The following is a 21,724-nucleotide window of genomic DNA, read 5'->3' as shown; positions in this document are numbered from 1 at the left end:
TCGTTATAGAGATTGTCCGAGACGCGGGGCTTGGTTATTGTCGGGTATACACGCGATTGGCGCCGACGAAGTTGTCCGGCGAGTACCGTATTCATTCGGTCGTGCACACGCTTATTGTATGCCGGCAGCATATTGATGAGGGGATTGGCGGATGAAGGGCCAGCGCAAAGGCAATGGGGGCTTTGAACTTGCGGAAGCACCCTCTCATTTGATCAAACGGTGTCAGCAGTATTTCGGCGATCTCTATGCGCGTGAAGCCGGATCGTGCGAACTGACCAAGCAGCAATTCACGGTGCTGGCTGCACTGGAAAATAACGAAGGCGTGAGCCAAACCGCGCTCGTGGAAATGACCGGCATTGACCGCTCGACGCTGGCCGAAATGGTCCGGCGCATGCTGGAGCGGGGCCTCGTGTCTCGCGAGCGTACCGAGAAAGATGCCCGCGCCAATGCGGTGGCGATCACCACCAACGGCCGCAAGGCCTTGCGGGTGGCGCGCTCTGCTGCCGATCGCGCGGAGAAAGCCTTGCTTGAACCCCTGCCGCCGAGCGAGCGTGCAAAGTTTATCAAGGCGCTGTCGGCCATCGCCTCGGCAGGCGAGGAATTCGCCGCCAATGGCGGACCGGTCAAACCCCGCGCCAAGGCGACGCGCAAGCGCCGCGGCTAAGCTTAGACTTTGATATCGATATTAGAGCCCGGGCGGACATAACCGTTTCCCGGGCTCTGCTGTATCGGGAAAGACCCGGCCTCCAGCGTCGCCGGACGCACCGGTGCGGGCGGCGCCTTCACCTCAGGCGGGACAGCCGTCTTCTTGAACTGGAGCGGGGCGAATTCCGCTGCCGGTTCGGCGCTACGCGGGGTCGGGGTCGTGGTCTGGGTGGCAATCATGGTCGCGGCATTGATCTGCATACACCTCAAAATGACCCCGATTGGTTTCTGAATGCTTTCCGCCCCAGGAAAATTCTGCCGGGCGGGGCCGTATACGGATGATTCCCCTCTTGCCGCCCCCTCTCCCGCGAAAATGTCCGGCCACGCAAATGTGACCGGCCGGTACAGGGCGGAAAACCTCAAAATCCTGTACCAAAATTGCCGCGGTTGCGAAGCGGCTTGCGGCCCGGGAAAATCTCAGGCAATCTCAGGCACTTATCTGGCTATTTGCGCGGCAGCTCATTTCGCACTTGCGCAAAAGGTCTGGACAGGGGGGCCAAAGAAAGGTTTGGCTTAGGCATAGCCAAATGCCCGGAAAGAGGCAGAGTTAAGTGGGAACACGCGTGGCGGAAGATCTGAAGCGGACGGAAGCCCCGGTCGTCATCAAGAAATACGCGAACCGGCGGCTCTACAATACCGAAAGCTCAAGTTATGTGACACTCGACCATCTCGCCCAGATGGTCAAACAGGGCGTTTCGTTCGAAGTGCAGGATGCGCGCACCGGCGAGGATATCACCCGCTCGGTCCTGACCCAGATCATCTTCGAGGAAGAAGCCAAGGGGCAAAACCTCCTGCCGATCAATTTCCTGCGCCAGCTCATCCGCTTTTATGGCGATCCCATGCAGGCCTTTGTGCCGGGCTTCCTGGATCTCTCCATGGACGGCTTCGTACGCAATGAAGACGAAATGCGCCGCCGTATCGCCCATGTCTTCGGCGGCGGCAAGGATGCGATGGAAGCCCTGGCCAAGCAGAATATGGCCGCTTTCGAGCGTGCCGTGACCATGTTCACCCCGCGCGTGGTGGACGAACCGGCCCCGCCCGCCCCGGCGCAACCGGCGCCAAGCGATCTTTCCGAGCTCAAAAGCGAGATTGAGGAAATGCGCCGCCAATTGCTGGAATTAAGTCAGCGCAAATAGGCTTCTCACCACTTCGGCTTGAGCAGCGGCTCGCCGAAGAAGAAGCCTTGGAAGCAATCCACGCCGAAGCTTTGCAGGAGCTGCGCTTCTTCCTCTGACCCCACCCATTCGGCGGTGGTTTTGAGGTTGAAGTTCTTGGCAAGGTCCACCAGCGTGCGCACGAAGACCTGATTTTCCGGCGAGCTTGAGAGCTGCGCCACATAAGAGCCGTCGATCTTTACCTTGTCGACCCTGAGCATTTGCAGGTTACGGAACGAGGTATAGCCGGCACCGAAATCATCGATGGCAACACGGCAGCCCATCTCGCGCAGACGCGAAACGAATTGCGCATTCTCCTCGAAATGATGCAGCGCCGCGGTTTCGGTGAGTTCCACCACCAGGCGATGGGCGACTTCGGAATGCTGCTTCACATAATCGACGAAGGAAAGAAGGAAGGCCGAATCCTGCGCCGTCGTGCCGGAGACGTTGACGCTGAGATGCACCTCGGGGTGCTCCTGAAGCGTGGCGATGCACATTTCGAGCGCCCGGCGGTCCACCAGCCGCGCCAGCCCAAGCTGCTCTGCGGCGGGAATGAAATGCCCCGCAGGCGCTATCGTGCCGTCCAAACGCTGCATCCGTAAGAGGCATTCATATTCGACAATCTTGCGCGAGTTGGCGTCGATGATGGGCTGATAGGCGAAGACCAAGCGATCATCCTTCAGCGCCGCCACTACCTCATCAGCCACATGCATAAGGCGCAGGCGCGCCCCTTCGCGCAATTCGGAGCGGTGATAGATGCAGAAGCCATCACGGCCGCGGCCGCGGGCGCGTTCGAGGGCTTCCTCGGCACGCAGCATCGCTTCCTGGCTTGAGGAGGCACTGCCGGGCAGCCACACCGCGCCGACAGAAGAGGTCACGGCGACACGCCCCGCGCGGGTCTCCACCACATCATTGCGCACCACCGCGCGCAGCCGGTCGGCGACAATGCCGATATCGGCTTCAGTGCAGTTCTTAAGGACCACGCCGAATTTATTGCCCGCGGTGCGCCCGATCACATCGGAGCCGCGCAAGGAGCGGGCAAGCCGCTCACCCACCGCCACGATCACCTCGTCGGCAGCATCAAAGCCATAGGAATCGTTGATCATCGCCAGACGATCGATGGAAGCCACGAGAAAGCCGCAATGGCGCTCCTGCGTCTGGGCGGCGGCGATGGCTTCGGCAAGTTCAGCGCGCAAGGAATTGCGGTTGAGATGGCCGGTCAGCTCGTCGCGCGTCGCCAGATAGTTCAGGCGATTGTACTGGTGCTTGCGCTCGGTGATGTCGCGCATGACGCCCACCAGGCGCTCGGTCGCGCCATCGGCGCCTGCGATGCGCGAGCCCAGCAGCACGAACCACACCGTGCCCATCGCCGAGGGCAGTTCCGCTTCGACTTCGAAGCTCGTCTGTTCCTTCGAACGGCTGTTCAAAAGCTCGGTAAAGCGGCGGCGTGAATCGGCATCGACCGCAGCCAGAAACTGGCGGCCATAACTGCCGTTCCCCGCAAGCTGCGGCGGGAGCTGATCCACGGCTCCATCCCACACGATGCTGTCGTCGGACACCGTCCAATCAAACAGCAGGGTGCCAGCGCCCGTGACGGCCAATTTCAGCCGTTCGGTATCCTGGACCGTCCGCAGGGAATGAAGAGGCTCCCCAGGCTTCTTCTGAAGCGACTGTTCCAACACATCCACCACTCACGCCGCTTTGTGCGGCTTTGAGCAGCGATCATGAGGGTCTCGCCTTAAAAAACCCGTAACCGATCCGGCTTGGCCCGCTCCCCAAAGGGGCGGCCCACGCTTTGCCTAAACAAGTGGTTATGACGGCCATTGGACCATATCCACTTGTTCGGAGTTTCGCGGAAAGACGCGAAGAAATCTCCGTGCATGCCGTCGAAAAAGTCAGGCCAAGGGCGGATTTCGATAGTAAACACGACGATCGCAGAGAGCCGCCGGCATGGATCTGCACCCCCATCGAGCGGCGCAAATCGTCCCAATCCGGCACACAAGATTCTGATCCGTTTTGGGACGGTCCGCGCCTGACCCCGCAATTTGTGGCGCAGGTGATGGGCCAGGTTTATTGCCCGCACACCGCCCCCGACTCAGCGGTGATCTACCGGCAACCCCGTACGCCGCTTCCCCTCTTCCTCGACAAAAAGATTTGAGGCCAGCGCGGCGCCTAAGACGGCGGCCGCCGCAAAAAGCAGAAGCCCGTTTTTGGCCAGCGGCCCGGGCGCCAGGGAGCAGGCCGCCGCCCCGATCAGCGCGAGGCCGCAAAGCATCAGATAGACGCCCGAGCGGCGGCCCTGCCATAGGGGCCACCAAGCGAAGACCGCGATAAGCGCGGCGCTCGTCACCTGCGGCACGGCTGCGAGCACCGGCAGGCCCACCAGGAAGGCGGTGAGCCCGGCAAGCCCCGAGCCCGCGAGTCCCATGGCAGCGGAAAAGATGCGCGGCGCGCGGCGAAAGCCGCCATAGGAGGCCATGGCGAGCGAGGCCGCCCCCGCCGACAACACCATTGCCATCACCGCCTCTGGCCAAAACGCGAAACCCTCGGATGCCGCCAGGGCCGCATAGAGCACCGCCGCTAGCCGCAAGTAAGACCGCGCCAACCGGCGCGCGCCCGCGGCCACAACCCACGCAGCGGCAACACCAAGGAAAAGGGCGACAGAGAATCCGGCCATGCGTGATTTTAGACGAAGGCCGCTTCTAAACGAAGGCAGGCGCGCCTCTTAAGCCGCGCGCATCAGGCCTGCAGCTCAGTAGGCCAAAACTCAGTAAGTAATCGGCTGCAATGAGGAGCCCACCACGCGGCCAAAGCCGCCCTGCTGCACCACGACGGCCACGGCATCATAAGGGGCGACCTTGCCCGCCGGGCTCGGCACCGCGAAGGCATGGGCATCGCCATGCCAATTGCCGAGATTCTGAATGCCCGTCACCACGTTCTTATAGGCGACGGTCTGGCCCGCGCTTTCGCCGCCCGTGATCCGCACCGTGGCATTGGTCTTCACACGGAAGAGCCAGACCGTGGCATCGAGCCTGCGCCGCTCCGGCGCGCGATCGACGGCAACACGCAAGCCCTCAGGCATCTTGGAAAGATTGACCCCCACCGACCAGGTATTCGAGCCCGAGTTGCGCACCCGCGTCGCCGCCACGGCGACCAGAGGCCCCTCGCGACGGACCATGGCAGGACCTGCTTCAGCGGGCGCCCCCTCGTCTCGCGCCATCAGCGCCATCTCAAGGGCATAGCCCACCGCATCGGCGCGGGTAGCCGGCACATCGCGCACGCCGTCGATGATCATCTGGGGCGTGTAGACGCCGCCCCGGCGCAAAGCCGCAGCATAGGCTTTCTGGCGGCGGGTATTGTCCTCATTCGCCAGCGTGTCCTTCCAGCCGAACATGTCCCAATAGGTCACGGGCAAGGAAAGGACCAAAACCCCAGGCTTCTGCGCCAGCTTGGCCGCCATCGCGTTGGACGCCTGGCAGGTGTTGCAGCCCTGGGCGGTGTAAACCTCGACCACGACCGGGCGCACCGGCCCCGCGACAGCGGCGGCGGCGGCCAGAGCAACAAATGACAGAGCGGCCAACAGGGATTTCATGCCCCGACCATAAAGCCTGAGGCCGGAGCGGACCAGTCACTTACGGGTGAAGGAGAGCCGCAGCGGAAAACTACCTAGGACGGTCATAAGCGGCAAAATGTCGGAGTTTTCATCCAACAAAATGTTCATCAAGTCAGTAAGCGAAAAAATGGCATCGCATAGAAAAACCCCGCGAGACTTCTCCCGCGGGGCTCTGAACACGTAGATGTATTTATCGCTTACGCCGAGATGAGCTGGCGCAGGACATACGGCAGGATGCCGCCGTTCTTGAAATAGGCCACTTCATCGGCGGTCTGCAGCATCAGGATCAGCGGCAGCTTTGCGGTGGTGCCATCCTTGTAATGGATGGTGGCGGTGATCTTCTTGCGGGGGCTGAGGTCCTCGGCGAGGCCGGGGATGTCGATCACCTCTTCGCCGGTGAGCTTGTAATCATGGCGCGTCTTGCCCGCCTCGAAGACGAAGGGCGCGATGCCCATGCCGACGAGGTTGGAGCGGTGGATACGCTCGAAGCTTTCCACGATTACGGCCTTCACGCCTTGCAGCTTCGGCCCCTTCGCCGCCCAGTCGCGCGACGAGCCGGTGCCATATTCCTTGCCGCCGAACACGACAGCCGGAATACCCTCTTCCTTGTACTTCAGCGCGGCATCGAAGATCGACATTTCTTCGCCTGACGGCTGATAGAGCGTATTGCCGCCTTCCTTGCCGCCCAGCATCTCATTCTTGATGCGGATATTGGCGAAGGTGCCGCGTTCCATCACCTCGTGATTGCCACGGCGCGAGCCATAGGAGTTGAAATCCTTCACCGCGATGCCGTGCTCTTGCAGATAGATGCCGCCCGGCGCCGTCGGCTTGATCGAGCCAGCCGGCGAGATGTGGTCGGTGGTGATGGAATCGCCGAACACCGCAAGGACGCGCGCGCCCTTGATGTCGCTGATCGGCGCAGGCTCCATGCCCATGCCTTCGAAATAGGGCGGATGCTTCACGTAAGTGGAGGCCGGGTCCCAGGAATAGGTCTGGCCCTTAGTGACCTTGACCTTCTTCCAATTGGCGTCTCCCGCGAAGACGTCCTTGTAGCGCGACTTGAACGCCACCGGCTTCACGGCCTTGCGCACCGCATCGGCGATTTCCTTGGTCGTGGGCCAGATGTCTTTCAGAAAGACTGGCTTCTTGCCCTTGCCCAGACCGATGGGATCGCTGGTGAGGTTGATGTTCATCGACCCGGCGAGCGCGTAAGCGACGACCAGCATCGGCGAAGCGAGATAGTTGGCACGCACCTGCTGATGCACGCGCCCTTCGAAGTTGCGGTTGCCCGAAAGCACAGAGGCGACCGCGAGATCGTTGGCGCTGATCGCCTTCGACACCGGCTCGGGCAGCGGGCCCGAATTGCCGATACAGGTGGTGCAGCCATAACCGACGAGGTTGAAGCCGATCTTGTCGAGGAATTTATCGACACCCGCCTTGGCGAGATATTCGGTCACCACCTGGCTGCCCGGTGCGAGCGAGGTCTTCACCCACGGCTTCACCTTAAGGCCCAATTCAACGGCCTTTTTCGCCACCAGACCGGCACCGATCATCACATAGGGATTGGAGGTGTTGGTGCAGGAGGTGATCGCCGCGATCACCACATCGCCATGGCCGAGGGTGTAATCCTGGCCTTCGACCTCGACGCGGGCGTCTTCCGGGTTCTTCTTGTAGCGGGTGGAGAGCGCGCTCGCGAATTCCGGCGCGGCATCCTTCAGCGGTACGCGATCCTGCGGACGGGCGGGACCGGCGAGCGACGGCTCCACCGTCGACATGTCGAGCTCGAGCGTGACCGTGAAGAGCGGGTCTTCGCTTTTGGCGGTGCGGAAAAGCCCCTGCGCCTTGGCGTATTTCTCGACCAGGGCGACGGTCGCAGGCTTGCGGCCGGTATTTTTCAGATAGCCGACGGTTTCTGCGTCGATCGGGAAGAAGCCGCAGGTGGCGCCATATTCTGGGGCCATATTCGCGATAGTGGCGCGATCTTCCAGCGCCATTTCATCCAGGCCCGGACCATAGAATTCGACGAATTTGCCGACCACGCCCTGTTTGCGCAGCATTTGGGTGACCGTCAGCACCAGATCGGTGGCGGTGATGCCTTCCTGCAGCTTGCCGGTCAGCTTGAAGCCGACGACTTCCGGGATCAGCATCGAGATCGGCTGGCCCAGCATGGCCGCTTCAGCTTCGATGCCGCCGACGCCCCAGCCGAGCACAGCAAGGCCGTTGACCATGGTGGTGTGGCTGTCGGTGCCAACCAGGGTATCCGGGAAGGCATAGGTGACGGCTTGGCCGCGCTTGTCCTTACCCTTGCGGGTCCAGACGGTCTGGGCGAGGTATTCCAGGTTCACCTGATGGCAAATGCCGGTACCCGGCGGCACCACGCGGAAATTGTTGAAAGCTTCCTGGCCCCAGCGCAGGAAGGCATAACGCTCGCGGTTGCGTTCGTATTCGATCGCAACGTTCTGCTTGAACGAGGCCTTCTGGCCGAAATTGTCGACCATCACCGAGTGGTCGATGACGAGATCGACTTCAGCGAGCGGGTTGATCTTGGCGGGATCGCCGCCGAGGGCCTTCATCGCGTCGCGCATGGCGGCCAAATCCACCACCGCGGGCACACCGGTCAAATCCTGCATCAGAACGCGCGCCGGGCGGAAGGCGATTTCGCGGTCGGAAGAGCGGTTCTTCAGCCAAGCCGCGACGGCTTTAATATCGTCCGCAGTGACGGTCTTGCCGTCCTCATGGCGGAGCAGGTTCTCCAGGAGAACCTTCATCGCATAGGGCAAACGGGAAATGCCCTTTAGACCGTTCTTTTCCGCTTGCGTGAGGCTGAAATAGACATAGGTCTTTCCGCCCACCGACAAGGTCCGGCGGGACTTGAAGGAGTCGAGGCTGGGTTTCACGAAAGGCGCCTTTAAATAGGGTTTGAAAGGAACGATGGCTGGTTTAGGGCAAATTTAAAGCGATTCCAAGTGCGCGCGTGACGGTCAAAGGACAATGACCGCAGAGTTGCGGGAGAGTTTCATCTGTATACGCATCATTTACCCAGGTGGCGCAAGCGAAGCCGGAAGGGGATGTTCCTAAAGCCGGACGGGCGATGCGGCGGCAATTTGGTCGCGCAAGACAGCGCTGACATGGCCTGCCCGGCCAAGATTATGGCTGTGCTTTGGGGCTCTACCGGGCATAAAATCGCCCGAATTGGCTTGTTACAGTTTTGTGCGTTTGGGAAGAGTTGGGCGGGCGCGGCCCCGATGAGACAAAGAACCTGATGCGGGCGTTCGCTCTCCTATTCGGCGCGTTCCTGGTCTGCGCACCCGCGGTGCAGGCTCAAGCAGGTGTGTTCGATTCGGGCCTGCGCTTCAGCGACATCAGCCCCGGAACCTATCAGGCTGGGGATACCCGATTTACCCTGGATCGCTACCAAAACGCATTTTTGATGCGCTATGTCGGGCAGCCGGAAATCTTCGTGCTCTACGCCAATTACGGCTCCATGGGCGTGCGGGTACTCCAATTTGATTCGGGGGGGACCGCCATTCAGGTCACCGGCTGGGGCGGCATGACCGCCTATACTGACGACCACCCCGAGGGGATGCCTACCGCTAAGGTGGGCGATTCGACAGCTCCGGTTCTGGCCGCCGTCTCGGTAGCGCAGATTCAGGGCGCCGCGGACGATGAAGCCGCCCATTTGACCAGCTCCCGCGGGCTGAAAATCTCCATCCAAGCCGACCAGGCGACCCTGAATGAGGGCGCCGTGCGGGCGCTGGCCTATGACACCCTCGAAAATGCCGCCCGCGGCATTGATCGCTTCACCGCCAACCCCGCGGCCCGCAACGTCTTTGGCCAGCGGGTGACGGCGGTGCGGATCGCGATCGCTGACCGGCCCTATATCCGCATCGCCGATAAGGTGCTGATCGTCACCTTCAACCCCCGGACCGGCTATTTCGGGCGCGCCTCCTCCAAGGCGATCAGCTTCGCCCTGGGCAAGATGTTCGGCATACCATCGAATTGATTAGCCCTCCGTCGCCGGGCGGGGCGCCTCCGCGCCCCTTGGCTCTCGGCGCACGCGCGCCGTGGCCGCAGTCGTAAGCATCCCTCATGCCTCCACCCCCTGGGGCACGGCATAGCCGGCGCGGGGCAGGAGCAGGCGCAGAAGCGGGCCGGTCATGATGGTGGTCACCACCGCCATGATGACGAGCATGGTGAAGACATTCTGTGGCAGAAGCCCCAGATCGTAGCCGATATTCAGGACAATGAGTTCCATGAGGGCGCGGGTGTTCATCAGAGCGCCCAGGACAGCCGATTCGCCGGTCGAGAATCTGGCCAGCTTAGCCGCCGCGAAGACCGGCAGGATCTTGCCGAAGACCGCCGCGCCGAGAAAGGCCAATGCCCAACCCCAATCAGCCATGGTGGTAAGGCCCAGAATATTGGTGCGCAGGCCCGTATAGGTGAAGAAGACGGGCAGGAAGAACACCAGCACGAAGCGGCCGACCTGACGGCGCCAAGCCTCCACAAAAGCATGGTCATGGTGGAACAAGAGCCCCGCCAAGAAGCCGCCAAAGATTGCAAAAATGCCGAGCTGATAGGTGCAGATAGCCATGGAGAAGGTGATGGCGATGACAAGGGTCATCAGATTGGGCGGCACCTCGCCCCCAAGCACGGGGTATTTCGCCAAGAGCCAATGGATGGCGCGGCGCAGGCCGAACCAGGCAAAAGCGGCCAGAAGCAGGATACCGCCGATCTGCAGCGCCATGGCGTCGAGGGAAAACTTCGCGGCGGCATAGGCCGAAATCCCCGCCAACAAAATCCAGCCCACCACATCGTTCAGAGCCGCCGCAGAAATCGCCACCACGCCAATCTCGGTGCGGGTGAGCTCATATTCTTTCAGGATACGCCCCAGGATTGGCACCGCGGTGATGGCGAGCCCGACGCCGCAGAAAAGGCTGTAGGCGATCGAATCCACATGCGGCGCAAAAACCGGCGCAGACAATTGGCCCAAGGCAAAGCCAAGCGCGAAAGGCACGCTGATCGAGGCCACCGTGATGCCGAGCGAGCCATGGCGATTGCGCCGCTGCGAGAGATGGCCGAATTCGAAATCCATACCGATCTGAAACATCAACAGCACCAGCCCGATCTGGCTGATGATGGTGATGGGCGTGGACGCCTTGGCGCCGAATAAAAAGAGCGAGGCCTCCGGCATGAAATGCCCGAATAAGGAGGGACCCAGCATTAGCCCAGCGACGATCTCACCGACCGCGCCGGGCTGGCCGAAGCGCCGCGCTAAATTGTTGCCGAGCCGCGCTGCCAGGACCATCACGATCAACTGCAACAGCGTCAAAAACAGAAGATTTTCTGTGGCGTGAACCGACGAATGCATACTCTTCCCCCCGGCGCGCCTTCCTCGCCTGTAGAGGCCAGCGCGATTGGTTCCTCACGCAGCGCCGCCTTCATACGGAGCCGCATGCGTGTTTCGCGGGTTTCCCCGCCCGAATTTTTCCGATTGTCGCGTCGCGGCCCTCGAGCGCGCGTCCACTCGACCTTTATAGAACACGATTTAGAATTACTGCAATTATAAAAATACAACCCGCTCGCGGAACCGCGCATCTTCGTTAAGATGGCGGCTGTGATCTCAGGGGCCATTTCGGTGTCAGGCAAGCCTATCCAGAGGGTGGTGATCCTGGGCGGCGGTACCGCCGGATGGATGGCGGCCGCCAGCCTTTCCAAATTCCTGGGCCCTTTGGGCGTCGCCATCACCCTGATCGAATCCGAACGCATCGGCACGGTGGGGGTGGGCGAAGCCACCATTCCGCCGATCATGGATTTTTTGCGCGTCCTGGGGATCGACGAGGACGAAATCGTCGCCCGCCTGAAAGCCACCTTTAAACTCGGCATCGGCTTTCGCGATTGGACCAAGAAGGGCTCCTTCTATTTTCATCCCTTCGGGCCGACCGGTTTCGGCATGGGCTCCATCGCGTTCTCTTCCTATTGGCTGAAGATGATGCTGGAGGGAAAAGCGGACCGGCTGGAGGAATATTCCATGCAGGCCGTGGCGGCGCGCGAAGGCAAATTCATGCGCCCCGTGCATGCCCCCAACACACCGCTCAACAAGATCACCTATGCCCTACATTTCGATGCCACGGAGTTCGCACGCTATCTGCGCGTCTTTGCCGAAGCGCGCGGGGTCGTGCGCCACGAAGGCATGGTACGCGAGGTGAAACAGCATGATGACGGCTTCATTGACGCGTTGGTGTTAGAGAACGGAGAGAAGATAGAAGGCGATCTCTTCCTGGATTGCAGTGGCTTTCGCGGGCTTTTGATCGAAGAGACCTTGAAGGCGGGCTATGAGGATTGGCGCTGCTGGCTGCCGTGTGATCGCGCGCTCGCGGTGGCGACCGAACGCACCGGACCGCCTGCGCCGTTCACCCTTTCCACAGCGCGCGAGGCAGGTTGGCAGTGGCGCATCCCCTTGCAGCATCGCATCGGCAATGGGCTCGTCTATTGCAGCGGCTTTATGCGCGATGACGATGCCCATGCCGAGCTGTTCAAAAATCTCGATGGCAAAGTGATTTCCGAGCCCCTGCCCCAACGCTTTGTCACCGGCAAGCGCAAAAAAATCTGGGAGAAGAATTGCGTCGCGCTAGGCCTGTCGGCGGGTTTCCTCGAGCCGTTGGAATCCACCAGTATCCATCTCATCCAGCGCGGCATCGCGATGCTGCTCAAATTCTTTCCCGACCGCGATTTTGAACAGGCCGATATCGATCGCTATAATAAGATTTTGGATTTCGAGTTTTCGCGGGTGCGCGATTTTCTTCTGCTGCACTACACCCAGACGATGCGCGAAGGGCCGTTCTGGGAGCATTGTCGCTCCATAGCCTTCCCGGACAGCCTTGCCGAGAAAGCCGATCTCTTCCTCAGCCATGGCCGCATCCTGCGCGAGGATACCGAACTCTTCCCCGTGCAGAGCTGGCTGTTCGTGATGATCGGCCAAGGCATGCGCCCGCGTAAATATGATCCCCTGGTCGATAGTCTCGACCCTGAGAAGATCCTCGCCAATCTCGCAGATATAAAGACTGTGGTGGCACGCGCCGCCGAAGCCATGCCAAGCCACCAAGCCTTCATCGACACACATTGTGCCGCCAATCTGCAAGCCAATGTGGCAACAGGGGTGACGGTGATCTCAAACCGTCATGGCCGGGCTTGACCCGGCCATCCAGACTCTCGTTGCGAGATGGCCGGGTCGGAGCCCGGCCATGACGAACTAAAAAAACTATTTCAGTTCAAACTCCGGCGGGGCCATTTCGAAGGTTTCAAAGAGGAAGCCTGGCGCAACCGTGCAGCCCACAAGGGTATAATCGCCAAGCGAGCGGGCCGCCTGCCAGCCATGGGGCGGCACAACGATCTGCGGACGCTCACCAGCTTCGATATCGGCCCCGAGACGGTGATGGATCAGCTCGCCGCCTTCCGGCTTGATCGACAGCTCGAGCGGGGCGCCGCGATAATAATGCCAGATCTCGACAGCATCGATGCGGTGCGGACGCGAGACCTCTCCAGCTTTCAAAAGGTAATAGATCGCGGTCGAGCGCGCGCGCCCGTCCGGCCCCGGCTCATCTTTGAAGATTTGACGGTAGTGGCCGCCTTCGGGATGCGGCTGAAGCCCAAGCTCGGCGATGAGACGGTCAGCTTCGGTCATTGTCAGTACTCCTACGTATCGCCCCGCCTCACCTCTTAGGGACCGGCGGTTAAAGGCTCTCGCCGTATACCTTTTTTCCGCATCAACGCCAGCTTCCGGGACACCGCGGCGCCATAGATCGGCTGAAGCGGGAACAACCCTGCAAAGAAACTGTCATCTTGACGGGCCGAATCAGTTAATAGGGCCCTATTAAGCGAATTTTAATCGTCTCAATCGAGGCTAGCGCCAGGACATTCCCCGCGGTGGAGGGCCAGATGGTCGCAATCTTAAAACTGTTCCCCACCTCAGCGGAACAGCAGAAGAAGACCGCCAAGCCGGAACTGCGCGGCCATGCCATCGCCAAGCTGAAAACACTGCATGCCGAGGCGGAAGAGACGGCACGTCTCGCCAATATTCTCGGGCGCAGCATGTATGCAGGCATGACCCTGCCGATCCTCTGCGTGTTGACCATCGGCCTCTCGGTAGAGGTCAGCGCGGCGCCGCAACTTCTGTGGTGCGGATTTGTGTGCGCGGTATCGATCGCCATCCTGGCCGCCTATCGCCACGCCATGCGCCAGCCCTTCGAACGCGAAAGCCTCAAAACTTTTGCCAAAGATCTCAGCGCGATCCTTCTTTTCGCCGGCTTCGCCTGGGGCTCTGGCGCATTTTTGGCCTTGCCCGTTGGAACGCCTGCAGTGGCGGCGTTGACCTTCACGGCGGTTCCGGCGCTTGCTATCGCGTATTTGTTGCGGGACCGCGCGGCTCTGATGCTGTTTCTTGCGCCGACCACCTTGCTTTCGGCAGCAGCCTGTCTTTTGAAGCCTTATGCAGGCGGGATTTGGCTGAGCCTCTCAACTCTCGTATTGGGTGCGACCATCGCTGGGGCAGCCGCTTTGTATGAACGTCTGACAGGCACGCAAAGCAAGCCTGCCATGCTCTCGCTCCCGTAAGCGCTTCTGTATTCATTTATCTTCACGGCTTAGACTGGGCGAAGCAAATGCTTCGAACAGGTTGCCATGGCGCGTGCCGCTTCCCCAACGAACCAAGCCTTTCTCTCTCGCTGCCTCGAACATGCCGGCGACAATGACGCTCTCAAGCGCTTCCTTGAGGCCCTGACGCGGAATGCGGCGAGTGAAGATCTAGAACGTTTTCAGCCCGAAGAACTCGTCGCGCTGGCCAAACAGGTCCTCGCCAAAACGGAACCGCGCGAAAAAGAAAGCCTCGTCGCGCTGATCGATCCGGCCGAGAAAGACCCCGTCTATAAGACCAAAGAGACGGTCCTGGTCGCCATCAATGATGACGCGCCGTTCCTCTTCGACTCCCTGATGGCGGGGGTGGCGAGCCAAGGCCATTCGGTCCGCGCGGTCTTTCATCCGATCATGACCATCGCGGGCAAGCCGACCTCGATCATCATCATCGTGCTCGACCTTATCGTCGGCGTGGAATACCGAGACGCGTTGATCGCCAGCGCAGAGCAGATTTTCACGCAAGTGCGCCTTGCGGTGCGCGATTGGCATCCGATGCAGGATCGCCTTGCCGATGCGCTGGACGAGTTGAAATCGGCGCCCTCGCGTGCCCCCGCCCAAGAGGTGAGCGAAGCCATCGCCTTCCTGGAATGGCTGGCCGACAACCATTTCACCTTCCTGGGCTGCCGCGATTATCGCTATGACGAAAACGGCCATGCCGCACTGGCCCCGATTGACGGCTCCGGCCTGGGCGTCTTGTCCGACCGCTCCGCGCGCGTGGTGCGCTATACCGCAGATGACTTCACCATCTCGGCCTCGCTGAAGCAGTTCCTGCTCGAACCCTCGCCGCTCATCATCACCAAATCCAATATGAAGAGTCTGGTCCACCGCCGTGTCGCGATGGATTACATCGGGGTCAAGCGCTTCGATAGCGAGGGTCGCTTCATCGGTGAGCGCCGTTTCGTCGGCCTCTTCACGGCCGGCGCCTATAACCTCACCCCGCGTGATATCCCGCTGCTGCGCTTCAAGACCGAAAGCGTGATGACGAGGGCCGGATTTCCGCCCGGCAGCCATGACGGCAAATCGCTCGCCCATATCATCGATAGTTTCCCGCGCGACGAGCTGTTCCAGATTTCGCAGGACGAGCTTTACACCACCGCGCGCGGCATGCTGCGCCTCAACGAGCGGCCCAAGCTGAAGCTGTTCTTGCGCTTCGACCGCTTCGAGCGGTTTGCGGCGGCAATCGTGTTCGTTCCCCGCGAGCGCTATGACGGTATGGTGCATGAGAAGCTGCAGGCGATCCTGGCGCGCGCACTGGGCGGCGAGCCGATGGCCTCCGAGCCGAGCCTTTCGGGATCGGTGCTCGCCCGCATTGTCTATGCCATCAGCCTCGATAATGGCGTACCGCAAAATCTCGACATCGCCGCCATCGAGGAAAAGATGAGCCTTGCGGTGCGCACCTGGGAAGACGGTTATCTGGAGGAGTTGCGCGCGCGCTATGGCGACATCGAGGGCCATCAGCGTTTCGCCGGGACAATCTCCGGCATTTCCTTGCGCTACCGCGATGCCTTCGGCCCCGAAGAAGGGGCCGAGGATATCGCAACCCTTGAAAACCTCGCGAAGTCCGGCCGCAAGCCCGCCATCGAGGCGCGCGTCAGCCAGAAGAAGGACGAAAGCAAACAAAGGCTGCGCATCAAGCTCTTCGGTCTCGGACCAGCACTCCCCTTAAGCGTCTCTTTGCCGGTCTTCGAGAATTTCGGCCTCAATGTCATCGCAGAAGATGCCTATCCGCATTATTTCGAAGCGGGCGAGGCCTTCATGCTCGACTTCGTGATGGAGCGCGCCGATCAGGCCGTCGCCGATGTGCCCGCGATCAAGCCGCTTCTGGAAGCCGCCTTCCATGCCGTTGCGGCCGGCCAGGCCGAAAGCGATGGTTTCAACCGACTGATCATCGCCGCAGGCCTTGCCTGGCGCGATATCACCATCTTGCGCGCTGCGGCCAAATTCCTGCGCCAAGCGGCGATCCCCTTCAGCCAGGATTACATGGAGCACGCCCTCTGCCGTAATCCCGATATCGCGCGGATGCTGGTGGGGCTTTTCCATGCCCGCCTCTCGCCCGAACATGCCGATGCCGAGATCGAGAAAGCCTTCCACGACAAGATCGAAGCCGCGCTGCATGATGTGCAGAGCCTCGATGACGATCGCATCCTGCGCCGCCTCTTCAATGTCATCGCCAATGTCCTGCGCACGAACTTCTATCAGCGTGGAGCCGACGGGCGGCCCAAACCCTACCTCTCCATCAAGCTCGCCTCATCCAAGCTCGATGAGCTGCCGCAGCCGCGCCCGCTGGTGGAAATCTTTGTCTATTCGCCGCAAGTCGAAGGCGTGCATCTGCGCTTCGGCAAGGTGGCGCGCGGCGGCCTGCGCTGGAGCGACCGCAAGGAAGACTTCCGCACCGAAGTCCTAGGCCTAGTAAAAGCCCAACAGGTGAAGAACGCCTGCATCGTGCCGGTAGGCTCCAAGGGCGGCTTCTATCCCAAGCAAATGCCGCCCAACCCCAATCGCGAAGAAACCATGTCGACGGGCATCGCGGCCTACAAGACCTTCATCCATGCGCTGTTGGATGTGACCGACAATCTCAATCCCGATGGCAGCGTGGTCCCGCCTGAGTTGGTAGTGCGCCGCGACGAAGACGATCCTTATCTGGTGGTGGCTGCCGACAAAGGCACGGCAACCTTTTCCGATATCGCCAATGGCATTGCCGAAGAACGCGGCTTCTGGCTGGGCGACGCCTTTGCTTCCGGTGGTAGCCATGGCTATGACCATAAGAAGATGGGCATCACCGCGCGCGGCGCCTGGGAAGCGGTGAAACGCCATTTCCGCGAGCTTGGCCGCGATGTTCAGAGCGAGCCCTTCACCGCGGTTGGCGTCGGCGACATGTCGGGCGACGTCTTCGGCAATGGCGCGCTTTTGTCAAAATGCATGCGGCTGGTGGCGGCTTTCGATCACCGCCATATCTTCATCGATCCCAATCCCGATGCGGCCAAAGCCTGGGCGGAGCGCAAACGCCTGTTCGATCTACCGCGGTCCTCTTGGGCCGATTATGATACGACGCTCATCAGCCAAGGCGGTGGCGTATTCGCCCGCACACTGAAAGAAGTGCCGCTTTCCCCCGAGATGAAAGTCATCACCGGACTTTCGAAGGATACGGCGACGCCAAACGAAGTGATCAAGGCGCTTCTGAAAGCGGAGGTCGATCTTCTCTGGCTCGGCGGTATCGGCACCTACGTCAAGGCTGCCACCCAGACCCATAGCGAAGCGGGCGACCGCGCCAATGATGCTATCCGCATCAACGGGCAAGAGTTGCGGGTGAAGGTCGTGGGCGAAGGCGCTAATCTCGGCTTCACCCAGCTTGGGCGTATCGAATATGCGCATCGCGGCGGACGCATCAACACCGATGCCATCGACAATTCAGCCGGTGTCGACACCTCCGACCATGAGGTCAATCTGAAAATCCTTCTGGGCGGGCCGCTGCGGCGTGGAGAAATCACCGCCGAGCAGCGCGATGTGCTTCTCGCCGAAATGACCGATGAAGTTGCCCGTCTGGTGCTGAAGGATAATTACGATCAGACCCTGGCGCTCACAGTGGCCGAAGCCCGCGGCGCGCGTGATATCGATGCTTATGGCCGCTATATGCGTGACCTTGAAAAGCGCGGGCGGCTCGATCGCGCGGTGGAGTTCCTGCCCGATGACGCCGAACTGCGCCGGCGGGCCCAGGCTGGCAAAGGCCTGACGCGGCCAGAAATCGCCGTGCTGCTCGCCTATGCCAAGCTCGACCTGAAAGCGGAGCTGATCGCCTCCGATCTGCCGGACGATCCTTATTTCGCCCGCGCTTTGCCTGCGTACTTCCCCCCGGAAGTGGCCGAACGCTTTAAGGATGAGCTTTCCCGCCATCGCCTGAAACGCGAAATCATCACAGATGTGATCGCCAATCGCGTCGTCAATCTCGCAGGTCCCTTGTTCGTCGCCCGCATGAAGGAAATGTCCGGCACACCTGACGCCCGCGTGGTGCGCGCCTTTGCGGTGGCCGATGGTGCCTTTGGTCTGACGGTGTTGAAACAGCGCATCGACGCGCTCGACCGCAAGATGGACACCAAGCTGCAGACCAGCATGTATGTCGCCATCACCGAACTTCTGCGCCGCTTGGGCCTGTGGTTCATCACCAATCTTGCGCCGAGCGCCGATCTGGCCGAAGCGGTGACGCTTTATCGTGGGGCCGCGGAAAACCTGCGGGGCACCTTCTCGACCTTGGTTTCACCCTATGAGGCCGAGGACACGCAAGCGCGTATCGCCGAGCTTGAAGCAGGCGGCGCGCCGCATGATGTGGCTGAGGATGCGGCCGTGCTCTCGATCATCGCGGGCTTGCCGGAGATCGCCGTGCTTGCGAATGCGCAAGGGCTCGATCTCGATCTGGTGGCGGGGGCTTATTTCGCCATCGGCAAGACGGTCGGCCTCGACAAGCTGCGCGGCAAGGCGAGCCGCCTGACCGGTGGGGAACATTGGGATCGCCTCGCCATCCGCCGCATTGTCGACGATCTCTTCGCCGGACAACGGGCCCTCGCCGCGGCAGCCCTCAAAGGCATGACCGAAGGCAAAGGACGTGCGGCAGGCGTGGAAGCCGTGGCACGCTGGGCTGAAACCCATAGCGAGGCCTTGGCACGGGCAACATCCTTCCTCGCCGCGCTGGATTCGGCGGGCGAAGCGACTGTGGCACGGCTGACTTTGGCCGGAAGCCAGATTCACGAGCTGGCCGCGCGCTAAAGCCAGAAACATCTTCTGTAAGGGGCGCTCAAATCCGGGCGCCCCTTCTTTTTTGTCAGTTGCGCTGGCGCGCAGCCTTGCCGAGAATGGGCCATGGCAAACGCGCTCTCCGCAAACGAGAAAACCGTTACAACCGGCTTCTGGAAGAAGCTGCTCAAAGTCGCCGGGCATATTCCCTTCGCTGAAGATCTGGCCGCAGCCTATTACTGTGCCTTCGACCCCGAAACGCCTTCGCGGGTACGCGGCATGCTCTTGGCGGCGCTCGCCTATTTCGTAGTCCCTTTCGACGCCATTCCCGATTTCATCGCCGGGCTCGGCTATACCGACGACGCCGCCGTGCTGGCGGGCGTGATTGCACTGGTCGCACGCCATATCCGTTCCGAGCACCGCCAGAAGGCACGCGCCGCGCTCGGCCTGCCGCCCCTGGCGGAGTGACGCCATGCGTTATGCCGAGATCGAACGCTTCTGCCTTTCCTTGCCGGCCACGAGTTCGGTGGTGCAATGGGGCGGCGTGCATGTGTTCAAGGTTGGCGGCAAAATGTTTGCCCTGCTTTCGCCGATGGAAGAACGCCCGCAAACGCTCGCCTTCAAGGTCAGCGATGACAGCTTTCATATCCTGACGCAGCAAGATGGCATCGCGCCTGCGCCCTATCTGGCCAAATCGCACTGGATACAGCTCGACAAGCTGGACCTCATGGGGGCTAAGGAGCTGAAGGCCTATCTCACCCGCGCGCATGGCCTGATCGCGGCCGGGCTCTCCAAGAAGAAACGAGCGGAGTTGGGCCTCGCGCTTTAACGGGCGATCGCGATCTTGTCGCGCAGCCGTTCTGCGCTGTTGTTGGCGGTGCCGACGAATTCGATGCCGATGCCGTTCTCATGATGGCGCGCCACCCGACCGGCAAGCTGACCGATCAGAATGAACTCGCCCACGGCGGGGCGGGCGTCGGTCTTCACCGAAATCCCGCTCATGGAAAGGTCGAGCACTTCGCAGGATACAATCTGGCCGTCATGACGGACGAACCGGGTCAGCCCCTTGGTCGGGGTGCGGTCGTCACGGCGCAAATCCGCCTCGGCCAGGAGCGAGCGGTTCATATAGAGCGTGAGCTGCTCGGCAGTGCGCTCCCGCTTCAAGGCGGTGGAGAGAAACCGCACCCCGAAACGCGGCCCGTCCTTGCGCACCACCAGCCCCTCGAAGCGGCCGAAGGTATTGGCGTAGAGCACGATCTGGGTGTCGGCCATCAGCTCGACGTCGCAGGCGATGCTGGCCCCGCCCGGGGAAAGGTCAACCACGGTGCAGGAATATTCCTGGGCAGTCGCCGGAATGAAGAGTTTTCCCGGCAAATCCACCCGCACGCGCCTAAAGCGCCGCCGGTCCGCTTTGGCGCGGGCCACAACGGAATCCGTCTCGGAATTTGCTACCGGTGCCTGGGCGGACACGCGCCCCTCCTCACCCTGACCTGCCATCTTGCCAGTTTGCAGGTGATATCATAACGGATCGCTAATGCGCCCGGAGCTTGCTTTCACGTCAATATGGTGAATGCTGCGGCGTAAACAACAGCTTAACCCCCGCCCCGCAACACGGTATAGGATGCCGCTGTTTTCCCCGGAGAGACGTTTTATGGCGAAGAGAATTGATGCAAGGCCACTGCTGGTGCTGGCGGCGGCTTTGGCCGGTTGTGTCAATTTCAGCCCGCTCGACGACCTTGAGTCGGCCACGCCGCCGACCGATCCCTATCAGAACGCGCTCTACAAGAATTACGCCTTCCTCGCCCGGTCTTTTGGCCAGGTCGGGCAGGCCCAATACGGCACCTTTGACCAGGAAGCCTCCCTTTCCCTGGCCAAAACCGACGATTCGACGGCCAACCTGGCCAATGCCTATGCCGACAAGGCGATGAAGCTGACCCGCGACGAAGTCGTCGATCCGGAGCCCTCGCTCGACATCAAGACCCATGAAATGCGCGACCGGCTGGTCCGTGCCATGGTGGTGGGCCGCGAGGTTTTCCCCCGCGATGCCGCCCGCGCCCAGGCCGATTGGGATTGCTGGCATCTGAACGCCACCGTCGCGAGCTTGCGCGGGGCGGCGGACGCCTGCCGCAAATCCTTCGAGGTCACCCTGCCCCGCCTGGAAGCCGAAGTCGCCCCTGTGGTGGCCCAGCGCGCCAAGGAAGCTGAAGCGCGCAAGAAAGCTGGCAGACGTCCGACCGACGAGACCATGGACGACAGCGAGCGGCCGTAAGAGGCCACAGCCTTGGTTGGTCGTTACTGACCAAGGCGCTTCTCTCTGTCATAGGATTTTACAATTCAGAGCCTCGAAATTCGGGCGATGTCACCCGCAGCACCTTCCGCTGGAAGGCGCGCGGGCGTAAGCTTAACCACATGAGAAAGATCGTCCTCGCCACCGCGGCCATTGGCCTCTTGCTCGGTCTTTCGAGCGCTTCGGCGCAGACCATGCGCTACCCCGTGAAGTCGGTGGATTTCGATATCTGGTGTACCGAAATCGCACACATCGCCTGGCAGCGCTGCGATAAGCGCAACCCGGACGATCTGGCAAAGTTCGAAGCCTATCGCCACACCATCGAGCGTTATGAAATTCCCTATCTGAAGCAGCAGGACAGCACGCTGCGCTTCGACGAGAACATCCTGCGCAATGATCCGGTCGATAAACGCCCTGATTCCACGGTGCAAAAGCCGCCAGGTGTCACCGATGGCGGGGAAAAATAGAGCTTCAAAAGAAAGAGGCCGGGGTCAACCCCGGCCTTAGTTGCTCTTATGCGTCCCCATACCATGGGGCATACCAAGTCTTGGC

At 61.2% G+C, this 21,724-nt stretch carries 18 protein-coding genes; 10 read left to right on the top strand and 8 right to left on the bottom strand.

Translation table 11 applies throughout. The features are described from left to right. The first annotated feature begins 151 nt into the window (after positions 1-151). Positions 152-664: a MarR family winged helix-turn-helix transcriptional regulator gene (locus tag FHS83_RS10010; protein WP_167082823.1), complete on the top strand. Its 513-nt coding sequence runs from the start codon at positions 152-154 to the stop codon at positions 662-664. A 2-nt stretch (positions 665-666) separates the two neighbouring features. Here the strand turns inward: FHS83_RS10010 and FHS83_RS10005 are convergent, their stop codons facing one another. Further along, on the bottom strand, positions 667-906 hold the full coding sequence (locus tag FHS83_RS10005; RefSeq protein ID WP_167082822.1) for a hypothetical protein: 240 nt from the start codon (positions 904-906) through the stop codon (positions 667-669). 362 nt (positions 907-1,268) lie between these two features. On the opposite strand from FHS83_RS10005, the gene phaR reads away from it, so the two are divergent. Further along, positions 1,269-1,841, top strand: a complete 573-nt coding sequence (gene phaR, locus FHS83_RS10000; RefSeq protein WP_208414429.1) for a polyhydroxyalkanoate synthesis repressor PhaR — start codon at positions 1,269-1,271, stop codon at positions 1,839-1,841. A gap of 5 nt (positions 1,842-1,846) precedes the next feature. On the opposite strand, the gene FHS83_RS09995 is transcribed toward phaR, so the two are convergent. From FHS83_RS09995 to acnA, 4 genes are all read right to left on the bottom strand, one after another. Next, positions 1,847-3,550: an EAL domain-containing protein gene (locus tag FHS83_RS09995; RefSeq protein WP_167082821.1), complete on the bottom strand. Its 1,704-nt coding sequence runs from the start codon at positions 3,548-3,550 to the stop codon at positions 1,847-1,849. A gap of 404 nt (positions 3,551-3,954) precedes the next feature. Continuing rightward, positions 3,955-4,536: a hypothetical protein gene (locus FHS83_RS09990; RefSeq protein WP_167082820.1), complete on the bottom strand. Its 582-nt coding sequence runs from the start codon at positions 4,534-4,536 to the stop codon at positions 3,955-3,957. A gap of 90 nt (positions 4,537-4,626) precedes the next feature. Further along, the gene (locus FHS83_RS09985) at positions 4,627-5,451 is read right to left on the bottom strand and encodes a DUF1223 domain-containing protein (protein ID WP_167082819.1); all 825 of its coding nucleotides are present in this window, start codon (positions 5,449-5,451) and stop codon (positions 4,627-4,629) included. Between the two features lie 218 nt (positions 5,452-5,669). Beyond that, positions 5,670-8,369, bottom strand: coding sequence for an aconitate hydratase AcnA (gene acnA, locus FHS83_RS09980; protein ID WP_167082818.1), 2,700 nt, complete (start codon positions 8,367-8,369; stop codon positions 5,670-5,672). Between the two features lie 365 nt (positions 8,370-8,734). On the opposite strand from acnA, the gene FHS83_RS09975 reads away from it, so the two are divergent. Further along, complete coding sequence (locus tag FHS83_RS09975; RefSeq protein ID WP_167082817.1) at positions 8,735-9,475, top strand: DUF4908 domain-containing protein; 741 nt, start codon at positions 8,735-8,737, stop codon at positions 9,473-9,475. Between the two features lie 84 nt (positions 9,476-9,559). Here the strand turns inward: FHS83_RS09975 and FHS83_RS09970 are convergent, their stop codons facing one another. After that, entirely contained in the window at positions 9,560-10,840 is a 1,281-nt protein-coding gene (locus tag FHS83_RS09970; RefSeq protein WP_167082816.1) for a cation:proton antiporter, read from the bottom strand. 267 nt (positions 10,841-11,107) lie between these two features. Here FHS83_RS09970 and FHS83_RS09965 point away from each other — a divergent pair, with 267 nt between their 5' ends. Then, the gene (locus FHS83_RS09965; RefSeq protein ID WP_208414420.1) at positions 11,108-12,664 is read left to right on the top strand and encodes a tryptophan 7-halogenase; all 1,557 of its coding nucleotides are present in this window, start codon (positions 11,108-11,110) and stop codon (positions 12,662-12,664) included. A 66-nt stretch (positions 12,665-12,730) separates the two neighbouring features. Here FHS83_RS09965 and FHS83_RS09960 read toward each other — a convergent pair whose 3' ends face one another. Further along, a complete protein-coding gene (locus tag FHS83_RS09960) occupies positions 12,731-13,153 on the bottom strand; it encodes a cupin domain-containing protein (protein WP_167082814.1) in 423 nt (140 codons plus the stop codon). A 254-nt stretch (positions 13,154-13,407) separates the two neighbouring features. On the opposite strand from FHS83_RS09960, the gene FHS83_RS09955 reads away from it, so the two are divergent. The 4 genes from FHS83_RS09955 (at position 13,408) to FHS83_RS09940 (ending at position 19,714) form a co-directional block, all read left to right on the top strand. After that, positions 13,408-14,082, top strand: a complete 675-nt coding sequence (locus FHS83_RS09955) for a hypothetical protein (RefSeq protein WP_167082813.1) — start codon at positions 13,408-13,410, stop codon at positions 14,080-14,082. Positions 14,083-14,148: 66 nt separating this feature from the next. Further along, positions 14,149-18,918, top strand: a complete 4,770-nt coding sequence (locus FHS83_RS09950) for an NAD-glutamate dehydrogenase (protein WP_167082812.1) — start codon at positions 14,149-14,151, stop codon at positions 18,916-18,918. Positions 18,919-19,011: 93 nt separating this feature from the next. Continuing rightward, positions 19,012-19,353: a YkvA family protein gene (locus tag FHS83_RS09945; RefSeq protein ID WP_167082811.1), complete on the top strand. Its 342-nt coding sequence runs from the start codon at positions 19,012-19,014 to the stop codon at positions 19,351-19,353. 4 nt (positions 19,354-19,357) lie between these two features. Further along, positions 19,358-19,714, top strand: coding sequence for an MmcQ/YjbR family DNA-binding protein (locus FHS83_RS09940; protein ID WP_167082810.1), 357 nt, complete (start codon positions 19,358-19,360; stop codon positions 19,712-19,714). Here FHS83_RS09940 and FHS83_RS09935 read toward each other — a convergent pair. Then, on the bottom strand, positions 19,711-20,355 hold the full coding sequence (locus tag FHS83_RS09935; RefSeq protein ID WP_167082809.1) for a PilZ domain-containing protein: 645 nt from the start codon (positions 20,353-20,355) through the stop codon (positions 19,711-19,713). The two genes, FHS83_RS09940 and FHS83_RS09935, sit on opposite strands and share 4 nt — an antisense overlap. Positions 20,356-20,536: 181 nt before the next feature. Here FHS83_RS09935 and FHS83_RS09930 point away from each other — a divergent pair, with 181 nt between their 5' ends. After that, positions 20,537-21,154, top strand: a complete 618-nt coding sequence (locus FHS83_RS09930) for a hypothetical protein (RefSeq protein ID WP_167082808.1) — start codon at positions 20,537-20,539, stop codon at positions 21,152-21,154. Positions 21,155-21,294: 140 nt separating this feature from the next. After that, on the top strand, positions 21,295-21,639 hold the full coding sequence (locus FHS83_RS09925) for a hypothetical protein (protein ID WP_167082807.1): 345 nt from the start codon (positions 21,295-21,297) through the stop codon (positions 21,637-21,639). Positions 21,640-21,724: the final 85 nt, after the last annotated feature.

It is taken from the genome of Rhizomicrobium palustre, assembly GCF_011761565.1.
Lineage (GTDB): Bacteria > Pseudomonadota > Alphaproteobacteria > Micropepsales > Micropepsaceae > Rhizomicrobium > Rhizomicrobium palustre.
Note: the sequence above shows the minus strand (reverse complement) of the source record. Positions and strands in the feature narration are given on the sequence as shown.